Below are 24,153 nucleotides of genomic sequence, written 5' to 3'. Positions count from 1 at the left end.
CATGGCGTTTTCCGCAATGAAAACGCCGCTGCATGCCCCTGACGGGATACCCAGCAACAGGGAAAACGCTCTAAGATCGTTGTATGACTTACACGCCTGAGGCCGCCGCGCGGCTGCGGGCCTATGTCGCGTACTTCCGCGACCTTGGCGTACACGAGTTCTATCGTTGGAGCGAGCCGGCTCCGCAGACGCAACATGCCTCTGCGGTTATCGAGCAGCTTATGCCTCCCGCTCCCGTACCAACACCGGTCCCGGTGACGGCTGTGACTGCGCCGGAGATCGATGACCGCGAGCCACAACCGGCGCAGATGCTGCCGCCGGAGCTGAGAGAGCCTCCCATTCCTAAGCTGTATTCCTTTGATGAACTTGTTCCTTTGCCGACGACGACGGTTCCCGCCGCCGATCGCCCGGCTGCGATGAAGCTGATCCAGGATGAGATCGGCGACTGCACCCGCTGTCCACTTGCCTATGGCGGACGCCGCAAGATCGTCTTTGCCGACGGTGACCCGAACGCCACGCTCATGTTTGTCGGGGAAGGTCCCGGAGCTGATGAAGATGCACAGGGGCTGCCCTTTGTGGGCAAGGCCGGGCAGTTGCTCAACAACATGATCACGGCGATGGGTATAAAGCGTGAGCAGGTTTACATCGCCAATATCGTGAAGTGCCGTCCGCCGGCAAACCGTACTCCGGAGTACGTGGAAGCCACCACCTGTTCGCAGTTCCTGATCAAACAGATCGATGTCGTACAGCCTAAGGTGATTGTGGCTCTCGGCTCTACAGCGGCAACATATCTGCTGGGCCGGAAGCAGGCGCTTGCCGGTCTGCGCGGTACCTGGCACCAGGCGCGCGGAGCCAAGGTGGCTGTGACCTACCATCCAGCCTTTCTGTTGCGCGATCCCCGGATGAAGGGTGAGGCCTGGAAGGATTTGCAGATGGTGATGCGGGAGTTGGGGCTGAAGCCTCCCGAAAAACAGTAGTTCAGGAGCGCGAAGCAGTAGTTAAGGAGCGCGAAGCAGTAGTTAAGGAGAAAGAGACGCTATGTCGCAGAACACCCTCACCGCGGAGCGCGAGTCGCACCTTCGTTCACTGGCCGACCTGTTGCTGGACGCCCGCCGCACAGGCAAGACGATCGATGCACTGCCGGATCATCTTGTCCCGTCTTCCATGGAGGAGGCATACTTTGTGCAGGACGAGATGATGGCGGCCTACGGTGATGTAGGCGGCTACAAGGTAGGCGCGGCTTCCCCGGATGCCGAGCCGTTCTTTGCTCCCATGCCGCTCATCTGGATGGCTGCGTCCGGATCGACCCTGATCAATCCGATGCATCGCCTGCGGATCCTCGAGGGCGAGATCGCCTTCCACTTCGCCAAGGATCTTCCGGCGCGCGCGGAGCGTTACACGAACGAAGAGATTGCTGCGGCGATCTCGTCCGCGCACGTCATCATCGAGGTGCTGGAGTCGGCGTATACCGAGCCTGGGAAGCACCCCCGGCTGGCCGTCTCTGCGGACATGCAGTTCCACGGCGCCTTTGTACACGGGCCGGCGATCGAGAACTGGCAGAGCGTCGACTGGGCGCAGGAATCGGTCGAACTGGTAGTGGATGGGGTGATCCGCGTCGAGCGTACGGGATCGAACCCTGGCGGCACGGACCTGATGCGTCTGCTCTCGTGGGTGGTGAATGAAGGAGCGAAGCGCACCGGCGGCATCCGTGCCGGGCAGTGGATCACGACCGGATCATGGACCGGAAATACGCCCACAACGCCAGGAGCAGAGGCGGCGGTTCGATTTACGAGTTCAGGATCAGTTAAGCTTTCTTTCGCAAGCTAGCTTCCTATATGCGCTCCGCCATCGTTTTCATTCTCGGAATCGCAGCCGGCCTTCTCGTGCTGCCTGCAATCGCCTACGTATACTTCGTTTTCGGACGTCCTCCGGTGGCGGTTGCCGATGACGCCTTTCCCTTCGAAAAGCAGGTCGTCCGTGTGCCGCTTCATGCTCGTATCGAAGCAGAGATGCCTAAGCAGCCGCCAATTCCTGCAAGCGATGAGAACCTGGTAGCCGGAGCAAATATCTATCGCGAGCAGTGCGCCTCGTGCCACGGTATGAAGGGGCATCCATCGGCATTTGGGGCATCGATGTATCCGCAGACACCGCAGCTTTGGCAGAAGCACAAAAACGGCGTAGTGGGCGTCAGCGATGACGAGCCGGGCATGACCTACTGGCGGGTGAAGAACGGTATCAGGCTGACGGGAATGCCCTCCTATCAGAAGCTATTGAACGATACTCAGCTCTGGCAGGTTTCGTTACTGCTCTCCAAGGCGGATAAACCGCTTCCCGCCGCGGCGGAAGAGGCTGTGTCGAAGCCGATTGCAAGGTAGAGACAAAAAGCGCAAGCAGGTCCTTCGCTATGCTCAGGATGACAAGAAGATGATTCGTACAACGCTGACCTCAAGCGTTGTGCGTAGCACAACCATTTCGCGCTGTAAGCGCGAATGCTCTGCTTAAGGGGACGGCTGAAAGCCGTCCCGTACCGGCCCTGATGAGAAAGCGGCTTCAGCCGCTGAGGGCTATGTTTTGCCCTGCCAGTGCGCGCCGAAATGATAGACAAATCTAACCTCAGCGGCTGAAAGCCGTTTGTCCTCTGGGCGTTGTATGCGGGACGGCTGAAGCCGTCCCCTTAAGCAAGACGTTCGCACCTATGGTGCGAAACGGGATGCGCCGCACCGGCGGGGTTTACAGTCGTGAGGCTCTTGGCATTGTCTTCCTGTTTCGATCTGTAAAGGATGTATGGAGACGATCTGTAAAGGATGTCCGGAGACAGTCCTGCAATCGTCTCCTTTAGATATCCACCGCATGATCATTCGGCAGATCCTGCCCGGCCCACACTCTCCGTGCCGTCCAGTCCGCGGGAGCGTCCTTCCAGAACGGCGCATCTGCGGGCAGGCCAAGCGGCAGAAAGGCCTCCAGGCATAGATAGAGGCTGCCGGTGGAGATATAGGGCTCTCCCAGTGATGGCTGATGCCCCGCCAGGCCGATCGTGAGCCAGCCGTTGGAGTCGTAAGTGCCGCGAGCACCCAGAGAGGCCTGCATGGCGGCCGTGAGCGCGCCGCGCACCTGGGCGGGAACTACATGCTCCGGGAGCTGCTGCCTCAGCGCCATGTCGGCAAGAAGATGAAAGGCTCCGCAGCGATACGCGATGGACCGGCCCACAACCGGCCAGGTGCCATCACGGGCGATCATCCGTTCCTGAATGGCGGCGTAGCGGATGGCGCGCTTGGGCTCGACCTCGACGAGCTCTGGCCCGACACCGACCTTGCCGACAGGGCTTTCCAGGACAGCCAGCATGAAGGGATGAATGACGAAGCTGTCGTAGTAGTCGGCGTGGAAGTGGGGGCCGTCGCCATAGACGCCGTCACCGAGGTACCACTCCTTGTGTTTTGCGAGCGCCAGCTCCACCGGTGCCTTCTCCCATGAGCCGCCCAAGGCCTCAATCGCGGCTTCAACAGTCGCTGCGAAGAGCAGCCAGTTGCTCATGCCCGCTTTCTGGGTGCGGGTCTGTTGCAATCCCTTGATCAGCAGTTGCTTCGTCTTCTCGGGGAGCTTCTGGTTCAGCTCTTTTGGAGCGCGCAGAATGCCCAGGCCGAGGAACGCGGCATCCACCAGCGTCTGTGCGATGGAGCCGAAGGGCATGTAGTCGGGGGATGCGGAGTTGGCGCCGGCAGCGATAGCTTCCCGCGCCAACTCGGCATACTTTCCGGAGGTGCCGCTCTCGAGCCATGGGCTGATGCCGCAGAGCGTGCGTCCCAGCGCCTCAAGGTAGGTGCAAAGGCGGCGCGACTCCTCCTGGCCCGGCTTGCATTCGACCGGCATCACCTGTTTCAGGCGGCGTTGGCTCAGGGCTGTGAGTACGGGACCGGCGGTCTTTTCCACCATCGCGATCCACTCCTGCCGGACTCCGGTGGTGGGTTGGGCTGCTCCTGTCTTCTCTCCGCGCGCCATACCGGCTGCCAGAGCCAGTCCTGCACCTGTCACAAACTCACGCCGATCCATCGAGTCTCCCTGGGCATGTGGCCCAACTTCTGAGTGACGGGAAGTTGGACCACATACCGTCGCTCTGCATGATATTTCGTGGGGCAGTACTATATCCAAGTCATGAGTCTGAACATCGCCGGTGTCACGATCAACGCCCCCGTCTCTGCCGCTCACGCCGAAATCCTCACTCCTGAGGCACTTGCCTTCGTGGTTGAGCTGCACCGCGCCTTCAATCCGCGCCGTAAGGAGCTGCTGGCGGCACGTGTTGCGCGCCAGGCTCGTCTGGACGCGGGAGAGAAGCCCGACTTTCTGCACGAGACCGCGCATATTCGCGTGGGAGACTGGCGCTGCGCTCCGATCCCGGCCGATATCCAGGACCGGCGTGTCGAGATCACCGGTCCGGTTGACCGGAAGATGATCATCAACGCGCTGAACTCCGGCGCGAAGGTCTTCATGGCCGATTTTGAGGACTCGTCCACACCGCTGTGGAACAACCTGCTCGATGGCCAGGCTAATCTGCGGGACGCGATCCGCCGTACCATCACCTTCGAGGATGCGAAGACAGGCAAGAGCTACAAGCTCAATGAGCAGACAGCAGTGCTGTTCGTCCGCGCGCGTGGATGGCATATGGAGGAACGGCATATCGTCGTGGACGGTGAGCCGATGTCAGGCTCCATCTTCGACTTCGGTCTGTACTTCTTCCACAATGCCAAGGAGCTGGTTGCGCGCGGCAGCGGGCCGTACTTCTACCTGCCGAAGATGGAGTCGCATCTGGAGGCGCGGCTCTGGAACGAGATCTTCGTGAAGGCGCAGGACCTGCTGGGAGTCCCGCAGGGCACCATCCGTGCGACGGTTCTGATCGAGACCATTCTCGCGAGCTTCGAGATGGACGAGATTCTCTATGAGCTGCGCGACCACTCGGCCGGCCTGAACTGCGGCCGCTGGGACTACATCTTCTCGTTCATCAAGAAGCTCGCCGCCGACACCAGCGTGGTGTTGCCGGACCGCGGTCAGGTGACGATGACGACGCACTTCATGCGCAGCTACTCGAAGCTATGCATCAAGACCTGCCACCGCCGCCAGATTCATGCCATGGGCGGTATGTCGGCCTATATTCCGATCAAGTCAGACCCAGTCGCGAACGAGAAGGCCCTGACGCAGGTGCGCGCCGACAAGGAGCGCGAGGCGACCGACGGACACGACGGTACCTGGGTGGCGCATCCTGGCCTGGTGCCGGTTGCGCTTGAGGTCTTCAACCGGATCATGCCGCAGCCGAATCAGATTGCGAAGCAGTTGCCGGAGTACACCGCTACCGCTGCCGATCTGCTCGAAATTCCGACAGGAGAGATCACAGAAGCGGGTCTGCGCCAGAACGTAGCCGTCGGTCTGGGATACGTGGAAGCTTGGCTGCGCGGCATCGGCTGCGTGCCGCTCTTCAACCTGATGGAAGATGCGGCGACTGCCGAGATCTCCCGCGCGCAGCTCTGGCAGTGGATCCACCATCACGCAAAGCTGACCGACGACCGTGCCGTGACGGCGGAGCTCGTCGAGCAGACCATCGATGAGGAGTTGGAGAAGCTGAAGCCGACGCTGGATACGGAGCGGAGCGAGTCCTATGCCAAAGCTGCAGTGCTGATGCGGGACCTGGTCCGGGCAGAGAAGTTCCCGGAGTTCCTCACGCTGCCGGCGTATACGCAGGTGCTGCGGGAAGAGACGTTTGCGTAGGCCATGAGGAATAAAGGGTGGGAGCAGCGGGCTTCAGCCCGCTGACTTGAGCTTACAGCGAATTGGGCTTTCAGCCCTGAGCTTTTCAGCTCTTGATAGAGCAAAGGCCCAGGGCTGAAGCCCAATATCTACGGAGCCGGAAAAACCGTGGGCTGAAAGCCCACAGCTCCCACCCTATTCGCCCCTAAACCGCAACCGGCATGGCACCGGCGATGGTCACTCGGTTTTTACCAGCGCGCTTGCTGACATAGAGGGCGCGGTCCGCCTGTTGAATCAGAAGCGCCGTGTCATGTTCGCGGATATCAGCCCAATTTGCGATGCCGATGCTGATGGTGATGCGCCCGAGCGGAGAGCTCTGGTGAGGGATATCCAGCTCCCAGATCGCGTTCCGCATGGATTCCGCAACGCGGCGAGCGCCGTCTGCATCGGCGCCTGGAAGCAATACGCCGAACTCCTCGCCGCCCAGGCGGGCGACGACGTCGCCTCCACGTCCAACCTTGCTCTGCAGCGCCTGTGCAATCTGTCGCAGACAGTCATCGCCGGCCTGATGACCGTATAGATCGTTGTAGGCCTTGAAAAAATCCACATCGATCATCATGACGGAGACAGCCGCCGCACGGCTCAATTGACGCAGCAGAGCATCGTCGAAGGCCCGGCGATTGGGCAGAACGGTCAGAGCATCCGTATTGGCCAGTCTGGCCATGGCCAGTTTTTCGCGCGTCAGAGTCTCGCGCTCCATCTGCCAGATCTCTTCGGTCTGTTTCAGAGAGGAGATATCGCGGATGGTGCCGACATATCCGAGAACTGTATCTGATGTCTCATCGAAGTAGGCGCGGGCGACAGCCTCTACCCATCGGTAACCCCCCTCTTTCTGTGCGATGCGATAACGGATGACATGCTGACGCTTTCCGCTGGCCATGCTCTCCATCACCAGGCGGGCCATATCACGGTCGTCCGGATGGAAGGTCTGCATGCGATCCATCGCGAGAAACTCGGCCGGGGTCCAGCCGGTGAGCGTCTTGATCGCCGGAGAGATGTATCGCCGTGTTCCATCGAAGGAGGACAGGATGATGGTGTCCTCGGCGTTCTGCAGCAGCGTCTGGTAGATGGAACGCGCTTCATCTGCGGACCGGGCTTCGCGGCGGCGCTCGTCCAGCAGCGCGCCTACCGGAAGCGCTGTTACCACGCTCACGATAAGGAAGAGCTGTAATAGAACCATGCGATGCTCGGCGCTGGCATTGACCGCCAGCCAGAGTGGGCCGTGATGCAGACTAGTTGCGGTGCCGCCCACGATCGTGAGCACCACGCCGGAGAACACGGCGCCTTCAAGGCCCATCGCCAGCACCATGATCACCATGGGTGGGAAAACGATATAAAGAAGCGGATTTTGATTCTGCCAGAATACGTAAACCGCTGTGACGACAAAGGCTATTCCGGTGAGGATCGCTCGCAGAAGGTAAGGCCGCAGTTTCTTGAAGGTCCTGTATTCTCCGCTGGTAAGAAACAGAACGACCGGCATGATGATGACGATGCCAAGTGCATCCGAAAGGACGGAGGTCGTGGCCACGTGTAGGAAGCTCTGGTGGGTGACAGGGGCTACCGGGATGGCGGCGATGCTGCCCATTATGACTGGAGCAACGATGGCGGCGATACCGAAGCGTAGAACATGCGTGCGTTCCTTAAGGTCGTCGAAGGTCACAACTGCCGGACTTACGATCCAGCCACAGAGGAACACTTCACAGGCGTTGATGAGGCCAAGCATGACAGCGATGCCGGGCGGCAGACCCGCGACGGTAGCGCCAGCAATGAGGCCGGCTGCCCCGGCTGCCTGGCGAGCCAGAACCGAGGCCCAGTCCCGCTGCCATAGGGGCAGCAGCAGGCCAAGCTGCAGTCCTGTCAGAGGCCAGAGATAAATCAGCTGATCGCTGCGTCCAAAGACGCCGAGAGTCAGCCACGCCGCCAGAAATGTGGCGACGAGCGTCATCAGCAGTGCGGGAATGCTCAGCGTGCCGGAGACCGATCGGTTCATGCGGATGAAAGGGACGGCTGATATCTACACGGATTGTAGCCTTATCCGTTTTCCCGGCGACCCGAAACTTGCCCTGGGGAGAGATCAGAGTCCCACATCAGGAGCGGCGATGCAGCAGCTCCTCTGCGGACAGATTGCGGATGCTGGCGTCCAGCAGCTCCACCATGTGGAAGGTGGGGATCTCCGCATGGCCACGCCGGCGCAGACCGGCCTGGAGCTGTAGCAGGCAGCCGGGATTGGCGGAGATCAGCGCCTCCGCCTCGGTCGAGAGCAGGTTGTCGACCTTACGGTCACCAAGCTCGGCGGCCGGTTCGGGCTGAACCAGGTTATAGATACCCGCCGAACCGCAGCAGAGATTGGCCTCGGGCACCTCGCGGAGATCGAGGCCGGGAATGGTCTTCAGCAGGGTGCGTGGTTCGGCATAGATACCCTGGGCATGGCGCAGGTGGCAGGCATCCTGGTAAGCGACCCGCAAGGGCAGCGGATGGCGCGGGCTGCGAGGTTCGAGGACGCTCAGCAGCTCCGAGATATCGCGGCACTTCGCGCTGAAAGCCGCAGCGCGTTCGGCCCATTGCGGGTCGTCGCGGAGCAGAAAGCCATACTCCTTCATCGTGGAACCGCATCCCGCAGCGTTGATGGCGATGTAGTCGACATTGGCTGCCTCGAACTGGGCGATGGTCTGTTTGGCCATCCGCAGGGCTTCGTCTTCGACCCCGGTGTGCACCATCAGTGCGCCGCAGCACTGCTGGTTTTCAGGCACGACGACCTGGCAGCCCTCGGCCTCCAGCACTCGCGCGGTAGCCTCGTTCACATGCTGGAAGAAGACCTGTTGTACACAGCCGGTCAGAAGCCCAACGCGCGGACGGTCGTTCGTCCTGGCCTTATTGGCGAGTGTGATATGGCTCCGAAAGAGCGAGTCAGGCACGCGAGGCAGCAGGGCTTCCATCGCCTGCAGGCGTTTGGGAAGCAGTTTCAGAAGCCCGGTGGCACGGACCAGCTTCTGCAGTCCAAGCCGCTGATAGGCCAGCATGGGATAGGCCATCAGGCGCAGCCGTGCTGGATGAGGGAAGGTGGCGAAGAGCAGCTTGCGGAAGAGAGAGTCATCCGTCGAGCGCGGGATATGACGTTCGATCTGGGAGCGCGTGTCCTCGATGAGCTTGTTGTACTGCACGCCGGAGGGGCAGGCGGTCATACAGGCCATGCAGCCCAGGCAGTTGTCGATGTGCGTGCGGAAGGTCTGGTCCAGACCGGCTTCACCCTGCGTGGCCTTCGCCATCATGTAGATGCGCCCGCGAGGTGAATCCATCTCTTCGCCCCACAGTACATAGGTGGGACATGCGGGGAGGCAGAAGCCGCAGTGAACGCAGTCGGAGAGCAGTTCCTTTGATGGCGGATGATGCGGGTCAAAGGCCGAGGGCTTGGGAGAAGCTTCGATCTGGTGCAGATGGGACATGATGGCTAGCGGACCGGTTGCGCGGCTGACTCATTGGCCAGCGGGTTGAGTGTCTGATTGGGATCGAACTGCTGTTTGATTGCGTTTGCAAGCAAGACTGCTTCCCCGGTTTTGGGTGTAGAGGAGGAAGTATCCATGCGGGCTGGCCAGGCTGCATATTCGGCAGCAAGTGCGTCAGGCACGTGGAGAACAGTAAGTGAACCGCCAGCAGCCTGGAGATCGATCCACAGATCCTTTACAACGCGAAGGACCGGGACGCCATTTCTCTCCTGGTATGGGAAGTTCGCATACATCACTCCGAAGGATTGAATTACGGAAGCGCCGCCTTCACGCTGAACGTAGTCCGCAAAGGCCGCGACGTACTGAGGGAGCATTGTTCCCCTAATAACAACAGCGTCTGGACGGAACAGAGCTTCCCGGTTAAATGGGATGGCAGATCCCAAAAAACCGAGTGTCAGTCCCTCACGGAGACACATCTGGTCGAGCATTTCGTTCTGTAGCGCTTCCGGATGGGCATTGAGTTCGATGTAAAGCGCGGAACCATTGACAGTTTCGAGGAAACTAACATTTCCATGGAGCTGCAACGCCTGAGTTGCAAGGTGGCTCTCACGGATAGCCCGCATTAGAGGAGAAAGCTTCTCGCTACTCTCTGCGGTCACAAGGAAGTCCTGTTGATGCCGGGGAAGAGCGTATAGCCGGAACGTCACCTCGGTGATGATGGCCAAAGTGCCGAGCGAACCGACCATCAGTTTGGGCACATCGTACCCGGCGACATTCTTTACGACGCGGCCGCCAGTGCGGGCAATGGTGCCATCGGCCAACACAATGGTCATGCCCAGCACCATGTCACGCAGGGAACCGTAGCGATGGCGCAGGGCTCCAGAGTCGTTAGTGGCGCAGACTCCTCCAACCGTGGCCGTGGAAGGCCATAGTGGATCGAGCGCGACAAACTGACCGTGACGTGCCAGGGTCTGCTGCAGCGTCTCCCAGGTGCAGCCCGCTTGTACGGTGCAGGTGAGGTCCTGCCACGGATGATCGACGACCTGGTTCAAGCGCAAAAGCGACAGCTCAATCTGCACTTCAGCAAGCGATCCCCAGGAGAGTTTGGTACGGCCGCCGGTAGGCCGTACCTTCAGCCCATGCTGGTCGGCGAAGCCCATCACCGCGGCGACTTCCTGGGTGTCCTTTGGAGAAACGACGAAGACGCCATTGCGTTCTGCGACAAATTCAGCGCCAACGAGCGGAGCCAGATGTTCAGCGAGATTGGTGAGGAGCAGCATTAGAAGACCTCCGCAATGCCCGAGGCTTCCACCGGGTGCGGAACATAATGACCGCGCTTCTGCTCGCCGCAGAGGCGTGGTGTGGGAAAGAGCTTCTCCGGATTGGCGATATTGTCAGGGTCGAAGGCGCGGCGTACGCGCTGCATCGTTGCCAGATCGGCAGGGGCATACATATAGCTCATGCTGCACTGTTTCTCGCGGCCTACCCCGTGCTCACCCGTGATGGAGCCGCCGGTCTCAACGCAAAGGTCGAGGATGCGCATGGAAAGATCGATCGCGCGCTCCTCTTCGCCAGGATTGTCACGGCGATAGAGCACGATGGGATGCAGATTGCCATCGCCGGCGTGAAAGACATTCGTCACCCGTAGCCCTTCCGCATTGGCCATGGCGGCAATCTTCTCCAGAACGACAGGAAGAGTCGTGCGGGGAATGACACCGTCCTGCACGATGTAATTCGGGCTCAGACGGCCGGCCGCGGCAAAGGCCGCTTTCCGCCCCTTCCAGATCAGGAGGCGATCACCCTCGTCGATGGCATGGCGTGTCTCGATCGCGCCATTTTTACGGCAGAGTTCCAGTACCTGTTCTGCCTGCAGCTTCACCTCGGCTAGTGGACCATCGACCTCAACGATCAGTAGGCCATCGCACATTGGGTACTGAGGATGTACGGCTGCTTCCGCAGCGACGATGGCGAGCCGATCCATAATTTCCATAGCCGAAGGCAAAAGCCCGGCGGCGATGATGTCACTGACCGTTTGCGCCGCGGCTGAGATCGAGGGGAAGGCGGCCAAAAGCACCTGGATGGCCTCCGGCTTCCGTACGATGCGCAGGGTCATCTCGGTGGCGATGCCCAGCGTGCCCTCGCTTCCGATAAAGACGCCGAGAAGGTCATAGCCGGGAGCATCCGGTGACTTGCTGCCAAGCGTCACCAGCTCTCCGGAGGGCAGAACGACCGTTGCCTCCAGAACATGGGTGACGGTGAAGCCGTACTTCAGGCAGTGGGCTCCGCCGGCGTTCTCGGCAACGTTGCCGCCGATGGTGCACACCGTCTGCGAAGAAGGATCGGGAGCGTAGAAGAATCCGGCGCCTGCGACCGCAACCGTAACATTTGCATTGATGACTCCAGGCTGCACCGTGATCTGGTGGTTGACCAGATCGACGTTCAGAATCTTCGTCATGCGGGAGAAGCCGATGACGATGGAACCCTGGGTAGGCAGCGCACCGCCGGAGAGTCCCGTGCCGGCCCCGCGGGCTACAAAGGGAACCTTGTGCCTGGTACAGAGGCGCAGGATCGCCTGTACCTGCCCGGTGGTCTCCGGCAGCAAAACCGCAGAAGGAGCTTCGCGGAAGGCAGTAAGGCCGTCACATTCATAGGTTTGCAGCTGGTTCTGTGCGGTAATCAGGCCGCGCGGACCGACGATTTCGAGAAACGCTGAAAGAAGTTCTGCCGAAAGCATGGCACCCTAAGCATACTGGCCGACGCTGGGATTTGGTGACATCCGAACAATCCAAAGGCGTACCTGTAACAAAAAAGCCGTCCAGAGCGTCAGACAACCGGACGAGGAGACAGCCATGTTGATTAAGACCACCACCGGGATTCCATCTTCGGAGATCACTCCGCAGGAGAAGTTCCTGAGCCGTCGAGGGTTTCTGGCGGGAGCGGCTGCCGTGGCGGGTGCCGGCGTGATTGCGCCACAGGGACTTTGGGGTGCAACCAAGCTGCAGACGACACCGGGAAAGTTTTCACTCAGTGAAACGCCGACGCCTCTGAAGAAGGCAATCAGCTACAACAATTTTTACGAGTACGGAGTCGACAAGGGAGATCCTGCAGCCAACGCGCATCGCTTGAAGCCACGCCCGTGGACCGTGCAGGTAGAAGGGCAGATCCAGAAACCGCTGACCTTTGACATCGACACCATCATGAACTACCGCCCGCTGGAAGATCGCGTCTATCGCTTTCGCTGTGTTGAGGCATGGAGCATGGTGATTCCCTGGGTGGGTTACTCGTTCTCAGAGTTCGTGAAGGCCTGCAATCCTCTGCCAAGCGCGAAGTACATCCAGTTCATCTCGCTGGCAGATCGAAAACAGATGGACCTGCCGGACTCGGCGGGAATCTACTGGCCATATTCTGAAGGCTTGCGGATGGATGAAGCGATGCATCCGCTCACGCTGCTCACCTTCGGCTCGTATGGGCAGACGCTCGAGAATCAGCAGGGCGCTCCCATCCGCATCATCATTCCATGGAAGTATGGCTTCAAGTCCGCCAAGTCGATCGTGAAGATTCGCTTCCTCGACAAGCAGCCGCACACATCATGGAATGATCTTGCTCCAAACGAATACGGTTTCTACGCCAACGTGAATCCACAGCACAATCATCCGCGTTGGAGCCAGGCGAGCGAACGCAAGATCGATGCTTCGCTCTTTCCCAAAACGGTCCCAACCCTTTCTTTTAATGGTTACGGAAGTGAAGTCGCCGGCTTATACAACGGCATGGACCTTCATAAGAATTATTAGAGGTAAATCCGCTCGCGGTTGATTGCCTGAATCAGGAAGATGTAACGCGAATGCGCCCGTAACAGGGCGCATTTTCTTTTGCTCGCTGCACCGCAAGTCTCTGTGGTTGTTACGACATGAAGAGACTCAATCGCGGGAAAAGTTGAGCGAATCGAGTCACCTCTAAAGTCTCTTTGCCCCGCGCCGAAGAGTTATGTGACGGGAAGAAGATGCTGCAAAGAATCCCCCTCTTAGCGAGTGTTCCGTTCGAGCCCGACGTGTCGCCAGGTGGGGGAAAAGTCTGCAAAGGATTGCACGTTACCTGCGGTTGCGTGAGGAATTTCGATTCCTGCGCCTCTCCAGAGTGCAGTTTTCGTGGCATAGCGATTGCTTCGTTACAGCCATAGCTGCTTGCTGCATGTCTCCCCGGTTCTTTGAAGGAGAGGACGAGATGACTACGTATAAATTAAAAAATCAAGCTGTAGCAGTCCTGGTTGTAATGCTGCCACTGTCTTTTATTGGACAGACTTCGAAACATAAGACGCCCTCTCCGCTGGAGATCGCGAAGAACTCAATGCCGTTACACCTTAGTGAGACAGCGTCGCTTGCGATGAAAACCAAAGCAGCAGCGATCGCTGCAACTGCATCAACCGCTGCAACCGCATCGTCTGCTGCAACCACATCGTCTGCTGCAACCACATCATCTGCGTCATCCTCAACGACAAAAGCGCCCGCTGTCATACCCTCGGCGGTTGCTTCCATCACGGTAGAAGGCCGATCCGCGGACGAGATTCTGCAGGCCGACACCGCTATTGCATTGCAGGCAACAAGCGCCGAGATGCAGGCAGCGCCTGGCACCTATAACGACATCCCTCGCTTCCTGATGACGGAACCGGGCGTAACCTTCGATACTGATTCCAGAAACACCTATATGGTGAACGGCGGTAATCCGATCGAGAATCTGTATGTCGTCGACGGCGTTGAGATCGCGAACATCAACCACCTCAGCACGAGCAACTCTTCGGGCGGTTTCGTCTCGATGCTGGATACAGACGCGGTCTCGTCGGTCAGCCTGCACAAGGCGCTGTACAGCACAAAATACACCGGAGCTCTGTCTTCTGTTCTCAGCGTAAATACGGCTGCGCCCGCTGCGCAGAAGCGTCATCTTCAGATGGATATGGGCTACGCCGGTGTGGGCGCGATCTTCAGTCATCCCGTTGGGAAAAAGGCCGCATTCCTCACACAGTATCGTCGCAGCGTGATCAACTACTTTACCGATGACATCGGTATCGGCGGTGCGCCGGTCTACTCCGGAACACTCGCTCGTGTGGATACGCATCCTACTGGAAAAGACACGGTCTTCGGCCTGTATATCGGTGGTAATGACAAGATCGCCCTGCGCCCGAATCTTCAGGACAATGAGGACCCGGGATACGTCAACACGACGTACACAGGGAATCGCGGTATCTATGCTGCTACGTGGAACCACATCGTCTCTGGCAGCACGCTACTGACAAGCCAGGTGAGCTACGCGTCATCGCACACCACGACCTCGCAGGTGAACGCTATGCAGAACAACGCTCCGGTGTACAGCGATGACCTGAAGGAAGGGCTCAGCAACGGCCGCTTTGAATGGCTCTCTGACAGGCGCAATTACAAAATGCTTCTGGGGACGACCTTCGGTGTTCGTCAGCTTGACTACACGATCAACCAGGCGAAAGGTTTCCCCAGCCCCTATAACGTCGAACCTCTTCCGGTGAATGCAAGCGATATCCAGTTCAACGGAAACCCGATGGACCAGGCAGCCTACGGTCAGTTCACCTGGAAGAAGTTCCGCAAGCTTGAGGCGACTCTCGGCGCTCGCATGCAGCGGTTCGGTTTGAGTGGAGCAACAGCAGTTTCGCCGCAGGCCAGTGTGATGGTGCAGCTTGCCAAGGGCGTGCGCTTCTTCGGCGGAGTTGCGAACTATAGCCAACAGGCGCCGCTGCCCACCGTGCTTGGCATCGCATCGAACCGCACTCTGAAGCCGATCTCCGATGTGCAGTATCAGGCGACGGTGGTCTACGAGACTGAGCGTGGAGACCGCTTGAGCCTCGGCGGATATCACAAGGTGTACTCCATGTATCCGGTATCGGTGGAGCATCCAACCCTCAGCCTGGCCAACATTGTGGATACCTTCGGACAGCCCTTCCTGTATATGCCGATGGTCAGCAAAGGATCGGGTATCTCCAATGGCGTCGAGGTCGAATTCAACTCGAGCTTCAACCGCAAGCTCTTCGTTCGCACCAACGTGAGCCTGGGACGTTCGTTCGCGACGGCCCTGGATGGCGTCTCGCGTCGCACCAACTATGACATGCCTCTGCGGACTAACCTGATTGCCGGTGTCCGCATGGGCAAGAAGCAGGTCTTCACAACCCGCTACTCCTCGCACACGGGTACGCCGTACACACCGTACCTGGTGCAGCAGTCGCAGCTCCAGCAGCGGCCGATCTATGACATCACCAGTGTCAACATGGCACGTGGCACGGACTATCAACGCGTCGACGTTCACTATGAAGTGAATTTCCAGAAAGAGGGCCGTGGTATGAAGCTGTACGGCGGACTCGATAACGCACTCAATAACCAGAATTATTACCAGTACGTCATGATTCCGCACTGCCAGTATTGCCAGCCCTACGAACTGACCCAGATGAATCGCTATCCCGAGTTCGGGCTCACCTGGGCCTTCTAAAACCATCCTGACGTTGCTAATGGCCCGTCTCCGAGAGTACCCGGAGGCGGGCTGTGGGCTTTAAACCCTGGATTTTTGCGATGTGAACACATAATCAAGCATGAACTGAATCTGTGCGAGATGACGGATATCTATCGTTCGGGGGAGAATGGAGTCGCTCCAAATATTCCCGTCGGAGGATTCCGGAATGAAGCACCGTTCCTTGCTCGCCCTGACGTCAGCGATGGCTCTTGTTACTTCTGCTTCCGTAGCCCAGCAGATTCGGACCGGGCAGCAGGCCTGGGCCGGCTATGCCGATGAGAAACCCGGTCAGCGCTGGAAGATCACCGTCGCCGATCTGCCGGAGCCGAATGAAGCCGAGGCAGTGGGGAATGGACCGCATCTCGTGGACCGTCCGCAGAATGCCTGGCCGCAGGCGCCCACGGGCTACAAGGTGGAGATCTACGCTCAGGGATTTGATATCCCGCGCCTGATGCGTACAGCTCCCAATGGAGACGTGTTTCTGGCGGACTCCGGCGCCGGCACGATTAAGGTGCTGCGCGGGGTAGGTGCTGATGGCAAAGCCGTGACGGTAGAAACCTTTGCCAGCGGACTCGACCGTCCGTTCGGAATTGCCTTCTATCCGCTGGGACCGAATCCTCAGTATGTCTACGTGGCCACGACGAAGTCGCTCTATCGCTATGCGTACAAGAATGGCGATCTAAAGGCCGCGGATAAGAGCGAGCAGTTGATTGAAAAGCTCTATCCGATGGCTCCCGGTAGCGGTCATTGGACACGTGATGTTGTCTTCTCGAAGGACGGAAAGCGGATGTTTATCTCCGTGGGTTCAGGCTCGAATGTGGATGACATGGATACGCATCCCCAGGAAGAGCATCGTGCCGATGTGCTCGAGTTCACGCCCGAGGGTAAGTTCGTGAAGGTGTATGCCGCAGGCATTCGTAACTGCGTGGGTGAGGCCGTCAATCCCACGACAGGCGAGCTGTGGTGTTCGACCAATGAGCGTGACAACCTCGGCAACAACTTGGTGCCGGACTACATCACCAGCGTGAAAGAGGGCGGCTTCTATGGCTGGCCCTGGTTTTACATGGGCGGTCATCAGGATCCACGCCACGAAGGCAAGCATCCGGAGCTGAAGGCGAAGGTCATTACGCCGGACGTCCTGGTGCAGCCTCATATGGCTTCGCTGCAGATAATGTTCTATCCCGGTGGACAGTTCCAGGGCGTCACTGGAGATATCTTTGCGGCAGAGCATGGAAGCTGGAACCGCAAGATTCGTGCAGGGTACGAGGTGATTCGTGTCCCGATGAAGAACGGCAAGCCCACTACCGGTGAATACGAGGACTTCCTGACCGGCTTCGTTACGTCCGAGGGCCAGGTCTGGGGACGGCCGGTAGGTGTTACCACGGCTAAGGATGGCTCCCTGCTGGTGAGTGACGATGGCTCCCGCACTATCTGGCGGGTCAGCTATACCGGGAAGAAGTAGGCGTATCGAGGTTGTATCGATGAATGGTGTGGTCTTCAAATAGCCTGCTCATCTCCACGCGGAAACGTGGTGGGAGCAGCGGGCTTCAGCCCGCTGATTTGGAGCACATAAACGACGGGCTTTAGCCTAATGTCACTTACTTTTTGTTTTTGGTAGAGGGCCGAAGTGATGTTTGGAGGGGAAGGATTTGCCTCTACCCCAGACTTCTCTGGGGTAAGAACGTTTTTTCTTTCGTTGAGGCAGCTTTGCTTTGGAGATGTAATCGAGTAGCCGGTCGTAGGTTTGTTGTCTGAGGACTGGGTTTGGAGAGCAGAGTTTCGGGCTCATGGCATTGATCAGGCCGTAGGCCTGGGTGAAGCTCAAGATTCGTGGATCGACGCCGGCCCTGCGGGCGGCGGTGGCCATAAAAGCCCTGACCAACCCATAGGCTACGACGGCGATAAGCAACTCTTTCTCTACCGCAGCTTGGCTTTTGCCATGCAGGTGCTCCAGCCGCAGAGTTCCCTTCAGGGTTCTGAGATCCAGTTCCAGATTCCAGCGTTCTCCGTACAGAGCGACGATCTCGTCGGCCTCCTGCTCCAGCGTAGTGAACAGATAGAGGCTGTCGCGAAAACCCTTGGCCGAACGCACGATCAAGCGGCCTTTTATTTCAGCATCCGCCAGCTCTGGGTATTTTTTGCGTTCCTGCGCGCTGGGTTTCCAGCACACCAAAAACTCCCCCTGAGCCGGCAGAGATTTACCTCCCAGGGAGAGGGCCCGTGCCTTGCTCAGACGGAACAGAGCTTGATGCCCGCTGCCGATCACTTCCTGCGCAAAAGCGAAGATCCCGAAGCCGCCATCCCCGATAATCACACTGCCGGCGGGGGCCCGGCTCAGAACCTTCTTCGCAAGGTTTTGCTCGCTCACCGCCTCCGGTCCATACATCGGTCCCCAGGCTGGACGTTGTGCGATCCCTGTCCGCACATCATGCAGGCAGACCCACTTCATGATCCCCCAGTGACCGAGACCGTGCTGGTTTCGGCCCGCTGGAAATGCCTTCAAGATATCGGCTGTATGCTCCAGGCGCACACTGCTGCCATCCAGCAGCAGCACCGGGCGACCCCATTTCGCCTCCGCTTCGATCTGATCGCTCAGTGCGGCCAACGTCTGATCGCAGACCTGTTCCACCGTCTCGGGGCTGATTCGCCCACATGCCCGGGCGTAGCCGCCAGTGTTGGCTGAAATACGTCCCCCTTGCACGCGCTTGCTGTTGGGTAGCAGCCTATCCAGACGACCACCCAACAGCGCATGAACAGCTTCCTGCTGCGTCCCGTGTTCACTCAGACGCTGCAGCAACATCATCTCCACCACTACTGGCAACGTGTAGATTTGGCCACCACCGCCAAATTCCCCCCACGAGATAACAGGAACAACCCGTTCAAACAGCTTCAGTAGGTTTTCTGCTTCCGCCTTGATCTCCATCCAGACCTGACGCGATTCCCAGAGCTCTTACAGATTGCTTCTTATCTCCCTCTCCTGCACACAATTTTTCAACTCACAGGTACAAAGTAAGTGACATTAGGCTTTAGCCCTGGGTCTCTCGATTCTGCCGAGCAAAGGCCCAGGGCTGAAGCCCATTCTTGTGCAGGGCTGTAAACCGTGGGCTGAAGCCCACGGCTCCCACCCTGTTCGAACTACGTTCGAACAGGCCATACGTTCTGGGAAGACTCTGCTGAACCCGCCTTGTTTCATTCTGCTGGCAAGCAGAGACGTTCAACTGGTAGGGTTCTGGTATGCACGCTTCCCAACTGACCCTCTATATTGGCGCGGTCTTTATTCTGGCTATCGCGCCCGGGCCGGATAACATTCAGGTTCTTGTTCGCGGCATCTCACAGGGACGTATGGCCGGCTTTGTCGCTGCCTGCGGCTTTGCTTTCGGTGTCATCTTCCACACGACCATTGCGGCTGTAGGTCTGGCCGCCGTCCTGCGGGCCTCACCGGTTGCGTTTCAGATGATCAAGTACGCCGGCGCGGCCTACCTGTTCTGGATCGGCATTAAGAGCTGGCGTAGCGGCTCGCTCTCGGTAGCAGGGAATGCACCGAAGAAGTCGCTCTGGCTGGTCTTCCGTCAGTGTGTGATCGGCAACATGCTGAATCCTAAGGTGACGCTTTTCTTCCTTGTCTTTCTGCCGCAGTTCGTGCAGAAGAATGGACCTTCGCCGGCAATCCAGATGATGATTCTCGGCGGCATCTTCATGATGATGGCCTTCCTCGTCTTCAGCACGATCGGCATCTTTGCCGGAACAGTAGGCGCGTGGCTCAAGCGGAACCCAAAGGCAGGCGTGTGGCTTGATCGCCTCGCCGGGACTACTTTCATTGGTGTAGGTCTGAAGGTTGCGTTTGGAGACTAAAAAAGCCTAGAGAGTTTGTAGTCTCACTACAGAGAGATCCTTGCATCTCTTTCGGTTTTATCGTGATCTAACCTCTCGCACCTACAACAGGTACTACAAGGAGAGATGCCATGGCAGAGACGAAGAAAGTTGCGCTCATTACCGGAGCAAACAAAGGGATAGGTTTTGAGACCGCCAAACAGCTCGGCGAGCAGGGAATCACTGTCGTGGTTGCCGCCCGCGACCAGCAGAAGGCCGATGGCGCCGCGCAGAAGCTGAAGGCTGCCGGTATCGATGCCTATCCTGTTGTGCTGGAGATTACCCGCTCCTCCGATTTCCCGAAGGTGTACGACTTCCTCGATAAGACCTTCGGCAAACTCGACATCCTGATCAACAACGCCGGTGTCAGTGAAGGCGGTGACGACTGGATGGCGAACACAGCGCCGACCGTGACACAGAAACAGCTGCGCGATGTCTTCGATACCAACTTCTTTGGCCTGATTGAGCTGACGCAGACACTACTGCCACTCGTCCGCAAGAGCCCTGCCGGGCGCATTGTGAATCTCTCCAGCATTCTGGGGTCACTCACGCTGCACGCCGATCCGGCCTCGCCGATCTACGGCAGCAAGATGGTTGCGTATAACGCTTCAAAGGCCGCGCTGAACTCCTACACCATTCATCTGGCGGCGGCGCTGAAGGATACGCCGATCAAGGTCAACGCCGCTCATCCCGGTTGGGTCAAGACCGACATGGGCACTAGTGCCGCTCCGATGGAGATTCCTGACGGCGCGAAAACCTCAGTACGCCTCGCCACACTGTCCGCAGACGGCCCGACAGGCGGCTACTTCCATATGGACCAGACGCTGCCTTGGTAAGGCAGTTGCCAGTTTACAGTCGCCAGTAAAAGCCGCAGGAAGACACTGTGTATGTCTTCCCGCGGCGTCGTTCTTAAACTGGCAACTGGAGACTGTTAACTGGCAACTTTCTTTTTCCCGACCTCCCACGCCTTCGCATACTTCCAGCTCGCATAGGCGGCATGGTAGAGGTGGAGCATCAGGCCTTCGCGGCCGTCGAGGAAGCCGAGGCGGAACCAGAAGTTCCATTTCAGCTGAAGCAATGGCCGGATGACCACGTTCCAGACGAAGGTGAGATACCCGCGGCTGACCACGCCCTGTTGGGCGAGCATCTCCGAACCAAGCCCGCTATAGCGGTTCATGTGTTCCACGAAGTCGGCGATGGTGGGATAGGGATAGTGAACCAGTGCGCCTTCCAGCTCATCCGATTCTCCCTCAAAGGTGATCGTCTCGTGCACCAGGCGGGCACCGAAGGTGGCAGCGCCGCGACGGAAAAGTCGAAGCTTGCTATCCGGGTAAAAGCCGCCATGCCTGATCCAGCGGCCGAAGATGACGTTCCTGCGCGGCAGATAGTAAGCGTCGTGAGGAGGGTTAGATGGCAGCAGAATATGCAACTGCTCGGCGAGTTCTGGGCTTACCAGTTCATCGGCGTCGAGCGAAAGGATCCAATCCCCAGTGCACTTGGCAATCGCCGAGTTCTTTTGTCCGGCATAGCCCTTCCAGGGTTCTTCGTAGACCTTGGCGCCGAAGCTGCGAGCCAGCTCGACGGTTTTATCGGTGGATCCGGAATCCACCACAATGACCTCATCGGCGAACTGCAGCGAGGGCAGAGTCCGGCGGAGGTTCTCTTCTTCATTCAGGGTAATGATGGCGACAGAAAGCGTCATCGTACGCTCAGACTAACCGCGCCCGGGCGATCTGGGTAATAAAAATTAGCCAAGCACGATGGAATCGTCGCTGAGGTGCTCGCGCAGCAGGCGCTGCGTCAGCGGCTGCAGTGCTTCGCCCGTTTTTGGCAGCACAAACTGGCCATCGTGCCACTCCAGCTTGAACGAGGTCGACAGAGCCGAGATCCAGATCTGGCGGACAGGCGTATTTGGGGTAAAGACGAACTTTGCGCTGCCGTCCTCAAAGAGAACATTCAGCACGCCATTCTTCTCTTCCACCTCGAAGCCGCCATCTTCTTCGGCTTCAATTAACGCCTGCTTCAGGCTCTCGAGAGCGTTGTCACTCTCCCTGCGAAATGCGGCTTCGTCCAGCATGGTTTCAGTCTACCAATCCCCGGCCAAAGACGAAGCCGCGCCAGGCACAGAGGCCGGGCGCGGCGAAAGGAACGGAGAAAATTCCGCTTAGAAAGGGATATCGTCGTCGGTAATACCGGTCCCGGCGAAGTCGTCCACCGGTGCAGGCGAGCTGGAGCCAAAGCTGGCGGTATTGCCGCGAGAGTAGTTGCCACCACCCTGACCGCCCTGACCACCGCCGCCACCAAGCAGCGTGAGCTCATTCACCAGGATCTCGGTGCGGTACTTCTTTTGTCCGCTTTCCTTGTCATCCCAGCTTCGCGTCTGGATCTTGCCTTCGACGAAAAGCTGTGTGCCTTTCTTGACGTAGTCGCGAACGATCTCCGCGGTGCGGCCGAAGCAGACAAGGTTATGCCATTCGGTCTTATCAACCCAGTTGCCAGTCTGATCTTTCGCGCGTTCGGCTGTGGCCAGGCCGAACGTTCCCACCATCGTGCCGCTGGGGGTCGAGCGGATCTCGGGATCCTTACCCACATTGCCCAACAGGATCACTTTATTTACACCACGCGCCATATCGTTTCTCCACTTCTCTCTCTAATCGGTTGCACCGAGGATACTAGGATCGAACTATTCCCTCAAATCCTATTCCCTCAAATCTTTGAGCCACTTTGCCATCCCCAAAAGGAAGAGCAGGCAACCCATCGGCAGGCAGCACATGGCTACCATCAGGCCAAGCCAGCCCGTATTGGTATGAGGGCCCTGCCGCGTAAGTCCACCGAAGACAGTGGCCGTCAGCAACGCGGACAGAAGTCCCACCAGCAGAATGCCGCCGCCGTACTGCAACAGGGTTTTCGTGTCTTTCTTCATCTCTCGAATTCGCACATCACCGTTAGGTGCAATATCCTTAGCGCCTGATCGCCGCCTGCATGAGGTAAACCACGACACCAGTGACCGAGACGTACATCCACAGAGGGTAGGTGTACTTCGCCAGAGCACGATGCTGTGGAAAGCGTTCTGTCAGCGACAGGAAGAAGGTAATCAGCACAATCGGCAGCGCAACCACGCTGGTAAGAATGTGCGAGATCAGAAGCAACAGGTAAGTCCACCAGACGCCGCCAGTGTGCGCGATCGGCAGTTTGGTTTCGCCATGCAATGCAAAATTGCCCAGGTAGCTGACCAGGAAGAGTGTGGAAAAGAAGAACGCCGCAAACATCATCGTGCGGTGTTGCTTGACCTTCTTGGCCATGATGAAGCGCACGCCGATCAGGATGCAGATGGCGCTGAGCCCGTTCAGCAAGCCATTCAGTGCCGGCAAAAAAGCAAGCTGTGTGCCTGCCATATCGACCGGCTGGTGGAAATAGACAAGCCAGAAGATGAAGGCGCTGGCAGCGGCGCTGACCGCGATAATCGTCCAGATCACGCTCGCCGGCGTGTGGATTCTAGGAGCTCCGGCAGGAGTTGTTGCCATTAGAAGAAGATCCTTCCCTGGGCGTTCAGCATCATGGCCGCCAGCAACAGCGGCAGATAGATGACAGACGCTTTCAGCAGATCGCGTGCATAGGCTCGCGATTTCAGTGGGTCTGTTTCTTTCAGAATCCTGGCGAAGCGCACCGTGTACCACAGGTAGCCAAGGCTCAGGATGGTTGCGGCGATGGAGTAGGGAATTCCGGTCACTCCCAGCCATGTCGTCCACAAGCTCACGGGAATCATGAGTACGGCGTAGAAAAGGCTTTGGGCCACGGTCGTCAGCCCGTTGGGCGAGACGACGGGCGTCATCTTGATGCCGGCGCTGGCATAGTCTTCCCGGTACATCCAGGCGATGGCCATGAAGTGCGGGAACTGCCAGACAAAGAGCACAGCGAACAGGGCGACACCGGGCCACTCGATCATGCCGCGGGCGGCTGTCCAGCCAATCAGCGGCGGCAGGGCGCCCGGGAAGGCTCCAATGAAGGTCGCCAGCGTGGTCATACGTTTCAACGGCGTATAGATTCCGACGTAGCCGACAGCGGTGATGAGCGTGAGGGTACCCGTCAGAAGATTGGTCTCATGCGCCAGGAACATCGACCCGAAGAAGACGGCAGCGAACCCCAGAAGCAGGCCATGCAGCAGACCGATACGGCCGGCTGCCATGGGACGACGCGCTGTGCGTCGCATCTGTGCGTCGCTGCGGCGCTCCAGGGCCTCGTTCAACGCCGCGGAGCCTGCAGTAACCACGGCCATGCCGCCCAGGGTGTTGAGCAGGCCCATGTTGAAGGGGCTGATGCCGCTGCGGAGCGAGCCCAGATAGAAGCCGGCGGCGCCGGTGATGACGACGAGCAGGGTGACACGGGCCTTGAACAGCTCCGCATAGTCCATCATCCACTCGCGAAACCGTGAGGCCGCGGCGGAGCCCGTCAGATCCTGAGTTGTTGCCGGAGATTGCACGCTCCTTCTAGGATACCGCGCTGATTTCTGCTACAGGGCCTCAGT

Annotated in this window: 21 protein-coding genes; 9 read left to right on the top strand and 12 right to left on the bottom strand. The window is 58.7% G+C overall.

Annotated elements, in window-relative coordinates; genetic code table 11:
- The first annotated feature begins 83 nt into the window (after positions 1–83).
- The 3 genes from FTW19_RS19805 (at position 84) to FTW19_RS19795 (ending at position 2,375) form a co-directional block, all read left to right on the top strand.
- The gene (locus FTW19_RS19805) at positions 84–977 is read left to right on the top strand and encodes a uracil-DNA glycosylase (protein ID WP_147649295.1); all 894 of its coding nucleotides are present in this window, start codon (positions 84–86) and stop codon (positions 975–977) included.
- 61 nt (positions 978–1,038) lie between these two features.
- Positions 1,039–1,827, top strand: coding sequence for a 2-keto-4-pentenoate hydratase (locus FTW19_RS19800; RefSeq protein ID WP_147649294.1), 789 nt, complete (start codon positions 1,039–1,041; stop codon positions 1,825–1,827).
- 8 nt (positions 1,828–1,835) lie between these two features.
- Complete coding sequence (locus tag FTW19_RS19795) at positions 1,836–2,375, top strand: c-type cytochrome (RefSeq protein WP_147649293.1); 540 nt, start codon at positions 1,836–1,838, stop codon at positions 2,373–2,375.
- A 460-nt stretch (positions 2,376–2,835) separates the two neighbouring features.
- On the opposite strand, the gene FTW19_RS19790 is transcribed toward FTW19_RS19795, so the two are convergent.
- Positions 2,836–4,047, bottom strand: a complete 1,212-nt coding sequence (locus FTW19_RS19790; protein WP_246153410.1) for a DUF2264 domain-containing protein — start codon at positions 4,045–4,047, stop codon at positions 2,836–2,838.
- 102 nt (positions 4,048–4,149) lie between these two features.
- On the opposite strand from FTW19_RS19790, the gene aceB reads away from it, so the two are divergent.
- Positions 4,150–5,754 (top strand): malate synthase A, encoded by a 1,605-nt coding sequence (gene aceB, locus FTW19_RS19785; RefSeq protein WP_147649292.1) that lies wholly within the window; start codon positions 4,150–4,152, stop codon positions 5,752–5,754.
- Positions 5,755–5,938: 184 nt separating this feature from the next.
- On the opposite strand, the gene FTW19_RS19780 is transcribed toward aceB, so the two are convergent.
- From FTW19_RS19780 to FTW19_RS19765, 4 genes are all read right to left on the bottom strand, one after another.
- Entirely contained in the window at positions 5,939–7,783 is a 1,845-nt protein-coding gene (locus tag FTW19_RS19780; protein WP_147649291.1) for a GGDEF domain-containing protein, read from the bottom strand.
- Positions 7,784–7,880: 97 nt separating this feature from the next.
- On the bottom strand, positions 7,881–9,236 hold the full coding sequence (locus tag FTW19_RS19775) for a (Fe-S)-binding protein (RefSeq protein ID WP_147649290.1): 1,356 nt from the start codon (positions 9,234–9,236) through the stop codon (positions 7,881–7,883).
- A gap of 5 nt (positions 9,237–9,241) precedes the next feature.
- A complete protein-coding gene (locus tag FTW19_RS19770) occupies positions 9,242–10,516 on the bottom strand; it encodes an FAD-binding oxidoreductase (protein ID WP_147649289.1) in 1,275 nt (424 codons plus the stop codon).
- Positions 10,516–11,970, bottom strand: a complete 1,455-nt coding sequence (locus FTW19_RS19765) for an FAD-linked oxidase C-terminal domain-containing protein (RefSeq protein WP_147649288.1) — start codon at positions 11,968–11,970, stop codon at positions 10,516–10,518. The genes FTW19_RS19770 and FTW19_RS19765 overlap by 1 nt, the downstream gene beginning before the upstream one ends.
- 115 nt (positions 11,971–12,085) lie before the next feature.
- Between FTW19_RS19765 and msrP the strand changes: the two genes are divergently transcribed.
- The 3 genes from msrP (at position 12,086) to FTW19_RS19750 (ending at position 17,220) form a co-directional block, all read left to right on the top strand.
- Positions 12,086–13,027, top strand: a complete 942-nt coding sequence (gene msrP, locus FTW19_RS19760; RefSeq protein WP_147649287.1) for a protein-methionine-sulfoxide reductase catalytic subunit MsrP — start codon at positions 12,086–12,088, stop codon at positions 13,025–13,027.
- A gap of 478 nt (positions 13,028–13,505) precedes the next feature.
- Positions 13,506–15,737: a TonB-dependent receptor plug domain-containing protein gene (locus FTW19_RS19755; RefSeq protein ID WP_187143066.1), complete on the top strand. Its 2,232-nt coding sequence runs from the start codon at positions 13,506–13,508 to the stop codon at positions 15,735–15,737.
- Positions 15,738–15,924: 187 nt separating this feature from the next.
- Positions 15,925–17,220: a PQQ-dependent sugar dehydrogenase gene (locus FTW19_RS19750; RefSeq protein ID WP_147649285.1), complete on the top strand. Its 1,296-nt coding sequence runs from the start codon at positions 15,925–15,927 to the stop codon at positions 17,218–17,220.
- A 132-nt stretch (positions 17,221–17,352) separates the two neighbouring features.
- On the opposite strand, the gene FTW19_RS19745 is transcribed toward FTW19_RS19750, so the two are convergent.
- A complete protein-coding gene (locus tag FTW19_RS19745; protein ID WP_147649284.1) occupies positions 17,353–18,681 on the bottom strand; it encodes an IS4 family transposase in 1,329 nt (442 codons plus the stop codon).
- A gap of 311 nt (positions 18,682–18,992) precedes the next feature.
- On the opposite strand from FTW19_RS19745, the gene FTW19_RS19740 reads away from it, so the two are divergent.
- A complete protein-coding gene (locus FTW19_RS19740) occupies positions 18,993–19,610 on the top strand; it encodes a LysE family translocator (RefSeq protein WP_147649283.1) in 618 nt (205 codons plus the stop codon).
- A gap of 110 nt (positions 19,611–19,720) precedes the next feature.
- Positions 19,721–20,464, top strand: coding sequence for an SDR family oxidoreductase (locus FTW19_RS19735; protein ID WP_147649282.1), 744 nt, complete (start codon positions 19,721–19,723; stop codon positions 20,462–20,464).
- Between the two features lie 95 nt (positions 20,465–20,559).
- Here FTW19_RS19735 and FTW19_RS19730 read toward each other — a convergent pair whose 3' ends face one another.
- The 6 genes from FTW19_RS19730 to cyoE all read right to left on the bottom strand — a co-directional run bounded on the left by FTW19_RS19730 (position 20,560) and on the right by cyoE (position 24,108).
- Positions 20,560–21,330: a glycosyltransferase family 2 protein gene (locus FTW19_RS19730; RefSeq protein WP_147649281.1), complete on the bottom strand. Its 771-nt coding sequence runs from the start codon at positions 21,328–21,330 to the stop codon at positions 20,560–20,562.
- A gap of 45 nt (positions 21,331–21,375) precedes the next feature.
- Positions 21,376–21,705: an iron donor protein CyaY gene (cyaY, locus tag FTW19_RS19725; protein ID WP_147649280.1), complete on the bottom strand. Its 330-nt coding sequence runs from the start codon at positions 21,703–21,705 to the stop codon at positions 21,376–21,378.
- Positions 21,706–21,792: 87 nt separating this feature from the next.
- Positions 21,793–22,257 (bottom strand): single-stranded DNA-binding protein, encoded by a 465-nt coding sequence (locus tag FTW19_RS19720; RefSeq protein ID WP_147649279.1) that lies wholly within the window; start codon positions 22,255–22,257, stop codon positions 21,793–21,795.
- A gap of 69 nt (positions 22,258–22,326) precedes the next feature.
- A complete protein-coding gene (locus FTW19_RS19715; protein WP_147649278.1) occupies positions 22,327–22,551 on the bottom strand; it encodes a hypothetical protein in 225 nt (74 codons plus the stop codon).
- A 37-nt stretch (positions 22,552–22,588) separates the two neighbouring features.
- Positions 22,589–23,152: a DUF420 domain-containing protein gene (locus FTW19_RS19710; RefSeq protein WP_147649277.1), complete on the bottom strand. Its 564-nt coding sequence runs from the start codon at positions 23,150–23,152 to the stop codon at positions 22,589–22,591.
- Positions 23,152–24,108, bottom strand: a complete 957-nt coding sequence (cyoE, locus tag FTW19_RS19705) for a heme o synthase (RefSeq protein WP_348641832.1) — start codon at positions 24,106–24,108, stop codon at positions 23,152–23,154. Before cyoE ends, FTW19_RS19710 begins: the two co-directional genes overlap by 1 nt.
- Positions 24,109–24,153: the final 45 nt, after the last annotated feature.

The sequence above is a fragment of the Terriglobus albidus genome (genome assembly GCF_008000815.1).
GTDB lineage: Bacteria > Acidobacteriota > Terriglobia > Terriglobales > Acidobacteriaceae > Terriglobus > Terriglobus albidus_A.
Note: the sequence above shows the minus strand (reverse complement) of the source record. Positions and strands in the feature narration are given on the sequence as shown.

What these genes read in the sequence shown, in the direction of transcription:
- FTW19_RS19805 (WP_147649295.1), top strand. Translation starts at nt 84, where the DNA reads ATGACTTACACGCCTGAGGCCGCCGCGCGGCTGCGGGCCTATGTCGCG.
- FTW19_RS19800 (WP_147649294.1), top strand. Translation starts at nt 1,039, where the DNA reads ATGTCGCAGAACACCCTCACCGCGGAGCGCGAGTCGCACCTTCGTTCA.
- FTW19_RS19795 (WP_147649293.1), top strand. Translation starts at nt 1,836, where the DNA reads ATGCGCTCCGCCATCGTTTTCATTCTCGGAATCGCAGCCGGCCTTCTC.
- FTW19_RS19790 (WP_246153410.1), bottom strand. Translation starts at nt 4,047, where the DNA reads ATGGATCGGCGTGAGTTTGTGACAGGTGCAGGACTGGCTCTGGCAGCC.
- aceB (WP_147649292.1), top strand. Translation starts at nt 4,150, where the DNA reads ATGAGTCTGAACATCGCCGGTGTCACGATCAACGCCCCCGTCTCTGCC.
- FTW19_RS19780 (WP_147649291.1), bottom strand. Translation starts at nt 7,783, where the DNA reads ATGAACCGATCGGTCTCCGGCACGCTGAGCATTCCCGCACTGCTGATG.
- FTW19_RS19775 (WP_147649290.1), bottom strand. Translation starts at nt 9,236, where the DNA reads ATGTCCCATCTGCACCAGATCGAAGCTTCTCCCAAGCCCTCGGCCTTT.
- FTW19_RS19770 (WP_147649289.1), bottom strand. Translation starts at nt 10,516, where the DNA reads ATGCTGCTCCTCACCAATCTCGCTGAACATCTGGCTCCGCTCGTTGGC.
- FTW19_RS19765 (WP_147649288.1), bottom strand. Translation starts at nt 11,970, where the DNA reads ATGCTTTCGGCAGAACTTCTTTCAGCGTTTCTCGAAATCGTCGGTCCG.
- msrP (WP_147649287.1), top strand. Translation starts at nt 12,086, where the DNA reads ATGTTGATTAAGACCACCACCGGGATTCCATCTTCGGAGATCACTCCG.
- FTW19_RS19755 (WP_187143066.1), top strand. Translation starts at nt 13,506, where the DNA reads ATGCTGCCACTGTCTTTTATTGGACAGACTTCGAAACATAAGACGCCC.
- FTW19_RS19750 (WP_147649285.1), top strand. Translation starts at nt 15,925, where the DNA reads ATGAAGCACCGTTCCTTGCTCGCCCTGACGTCAGCGATGGCTCTTGTT.
- FTW19_RS19745 (WP_147649284.1), bottom strand. Translation starts at nt 18,681, where the DNA reads ATGGAGATCAAGGCGGAAGCAGAAAACCTACTGAAGCTGTTTGAACGG.
- FTW19_RS19740 (WP_147649283.1), top strand. Translation starts at nt 18,993, where the DNA reads ATGCACGCTTCCCAACTGACCCTCTATATTGGCGCGGTCTTTATTCTG.
- FTW19_RS19735 (WP_147649282.1), top strand. Translation starts at nt 19,721, where the DNA reads ATGGCAGAGACGAAGAAAGTTGCGCTCATTACCGGAGCAAACAAAGGG.
- FTW19_RS19730 (WP_147649281.1), bottom strand. Translation starts at nt 21,330, where the DNA reads ATGACGCTTTCTGTCGCCATCATTACCCTGAATGAAGAAGAGAACCTC.
- cyaY (WP_147649280.1), bottom strand. Translation starts at nt 21,705, where the DNA reads ATGCTGGACGAAGCCGCATTTCGCAGGGAGAGTGACAACGCTCTCGAG.
- FTW19_RS19720 (WP_147649279.1), bottom strand. Translation starts at nt 22,257, where the DNA reads ATGGCGCGTGGTGTAAATAAAGTGATCCTGTTGGGCAATGTGGGTAAG.
- FTW19_RS19715 (WP_147649278.1), bottom strand. Translation starts at nt 22,551, where the DNA reads ATGAAGAAAGACACGAAAACCCTGTTGCAGTACGGCGGCGGCATTCTG.
- FTW19_RS19710 (WP_147649277.1), bottom strand. Translation starts at nt 23,152, where the DNA reads ATGGCAACAACTCCTGCCGGAGCTCCTAGAATCCACACGCCGGCGAGC.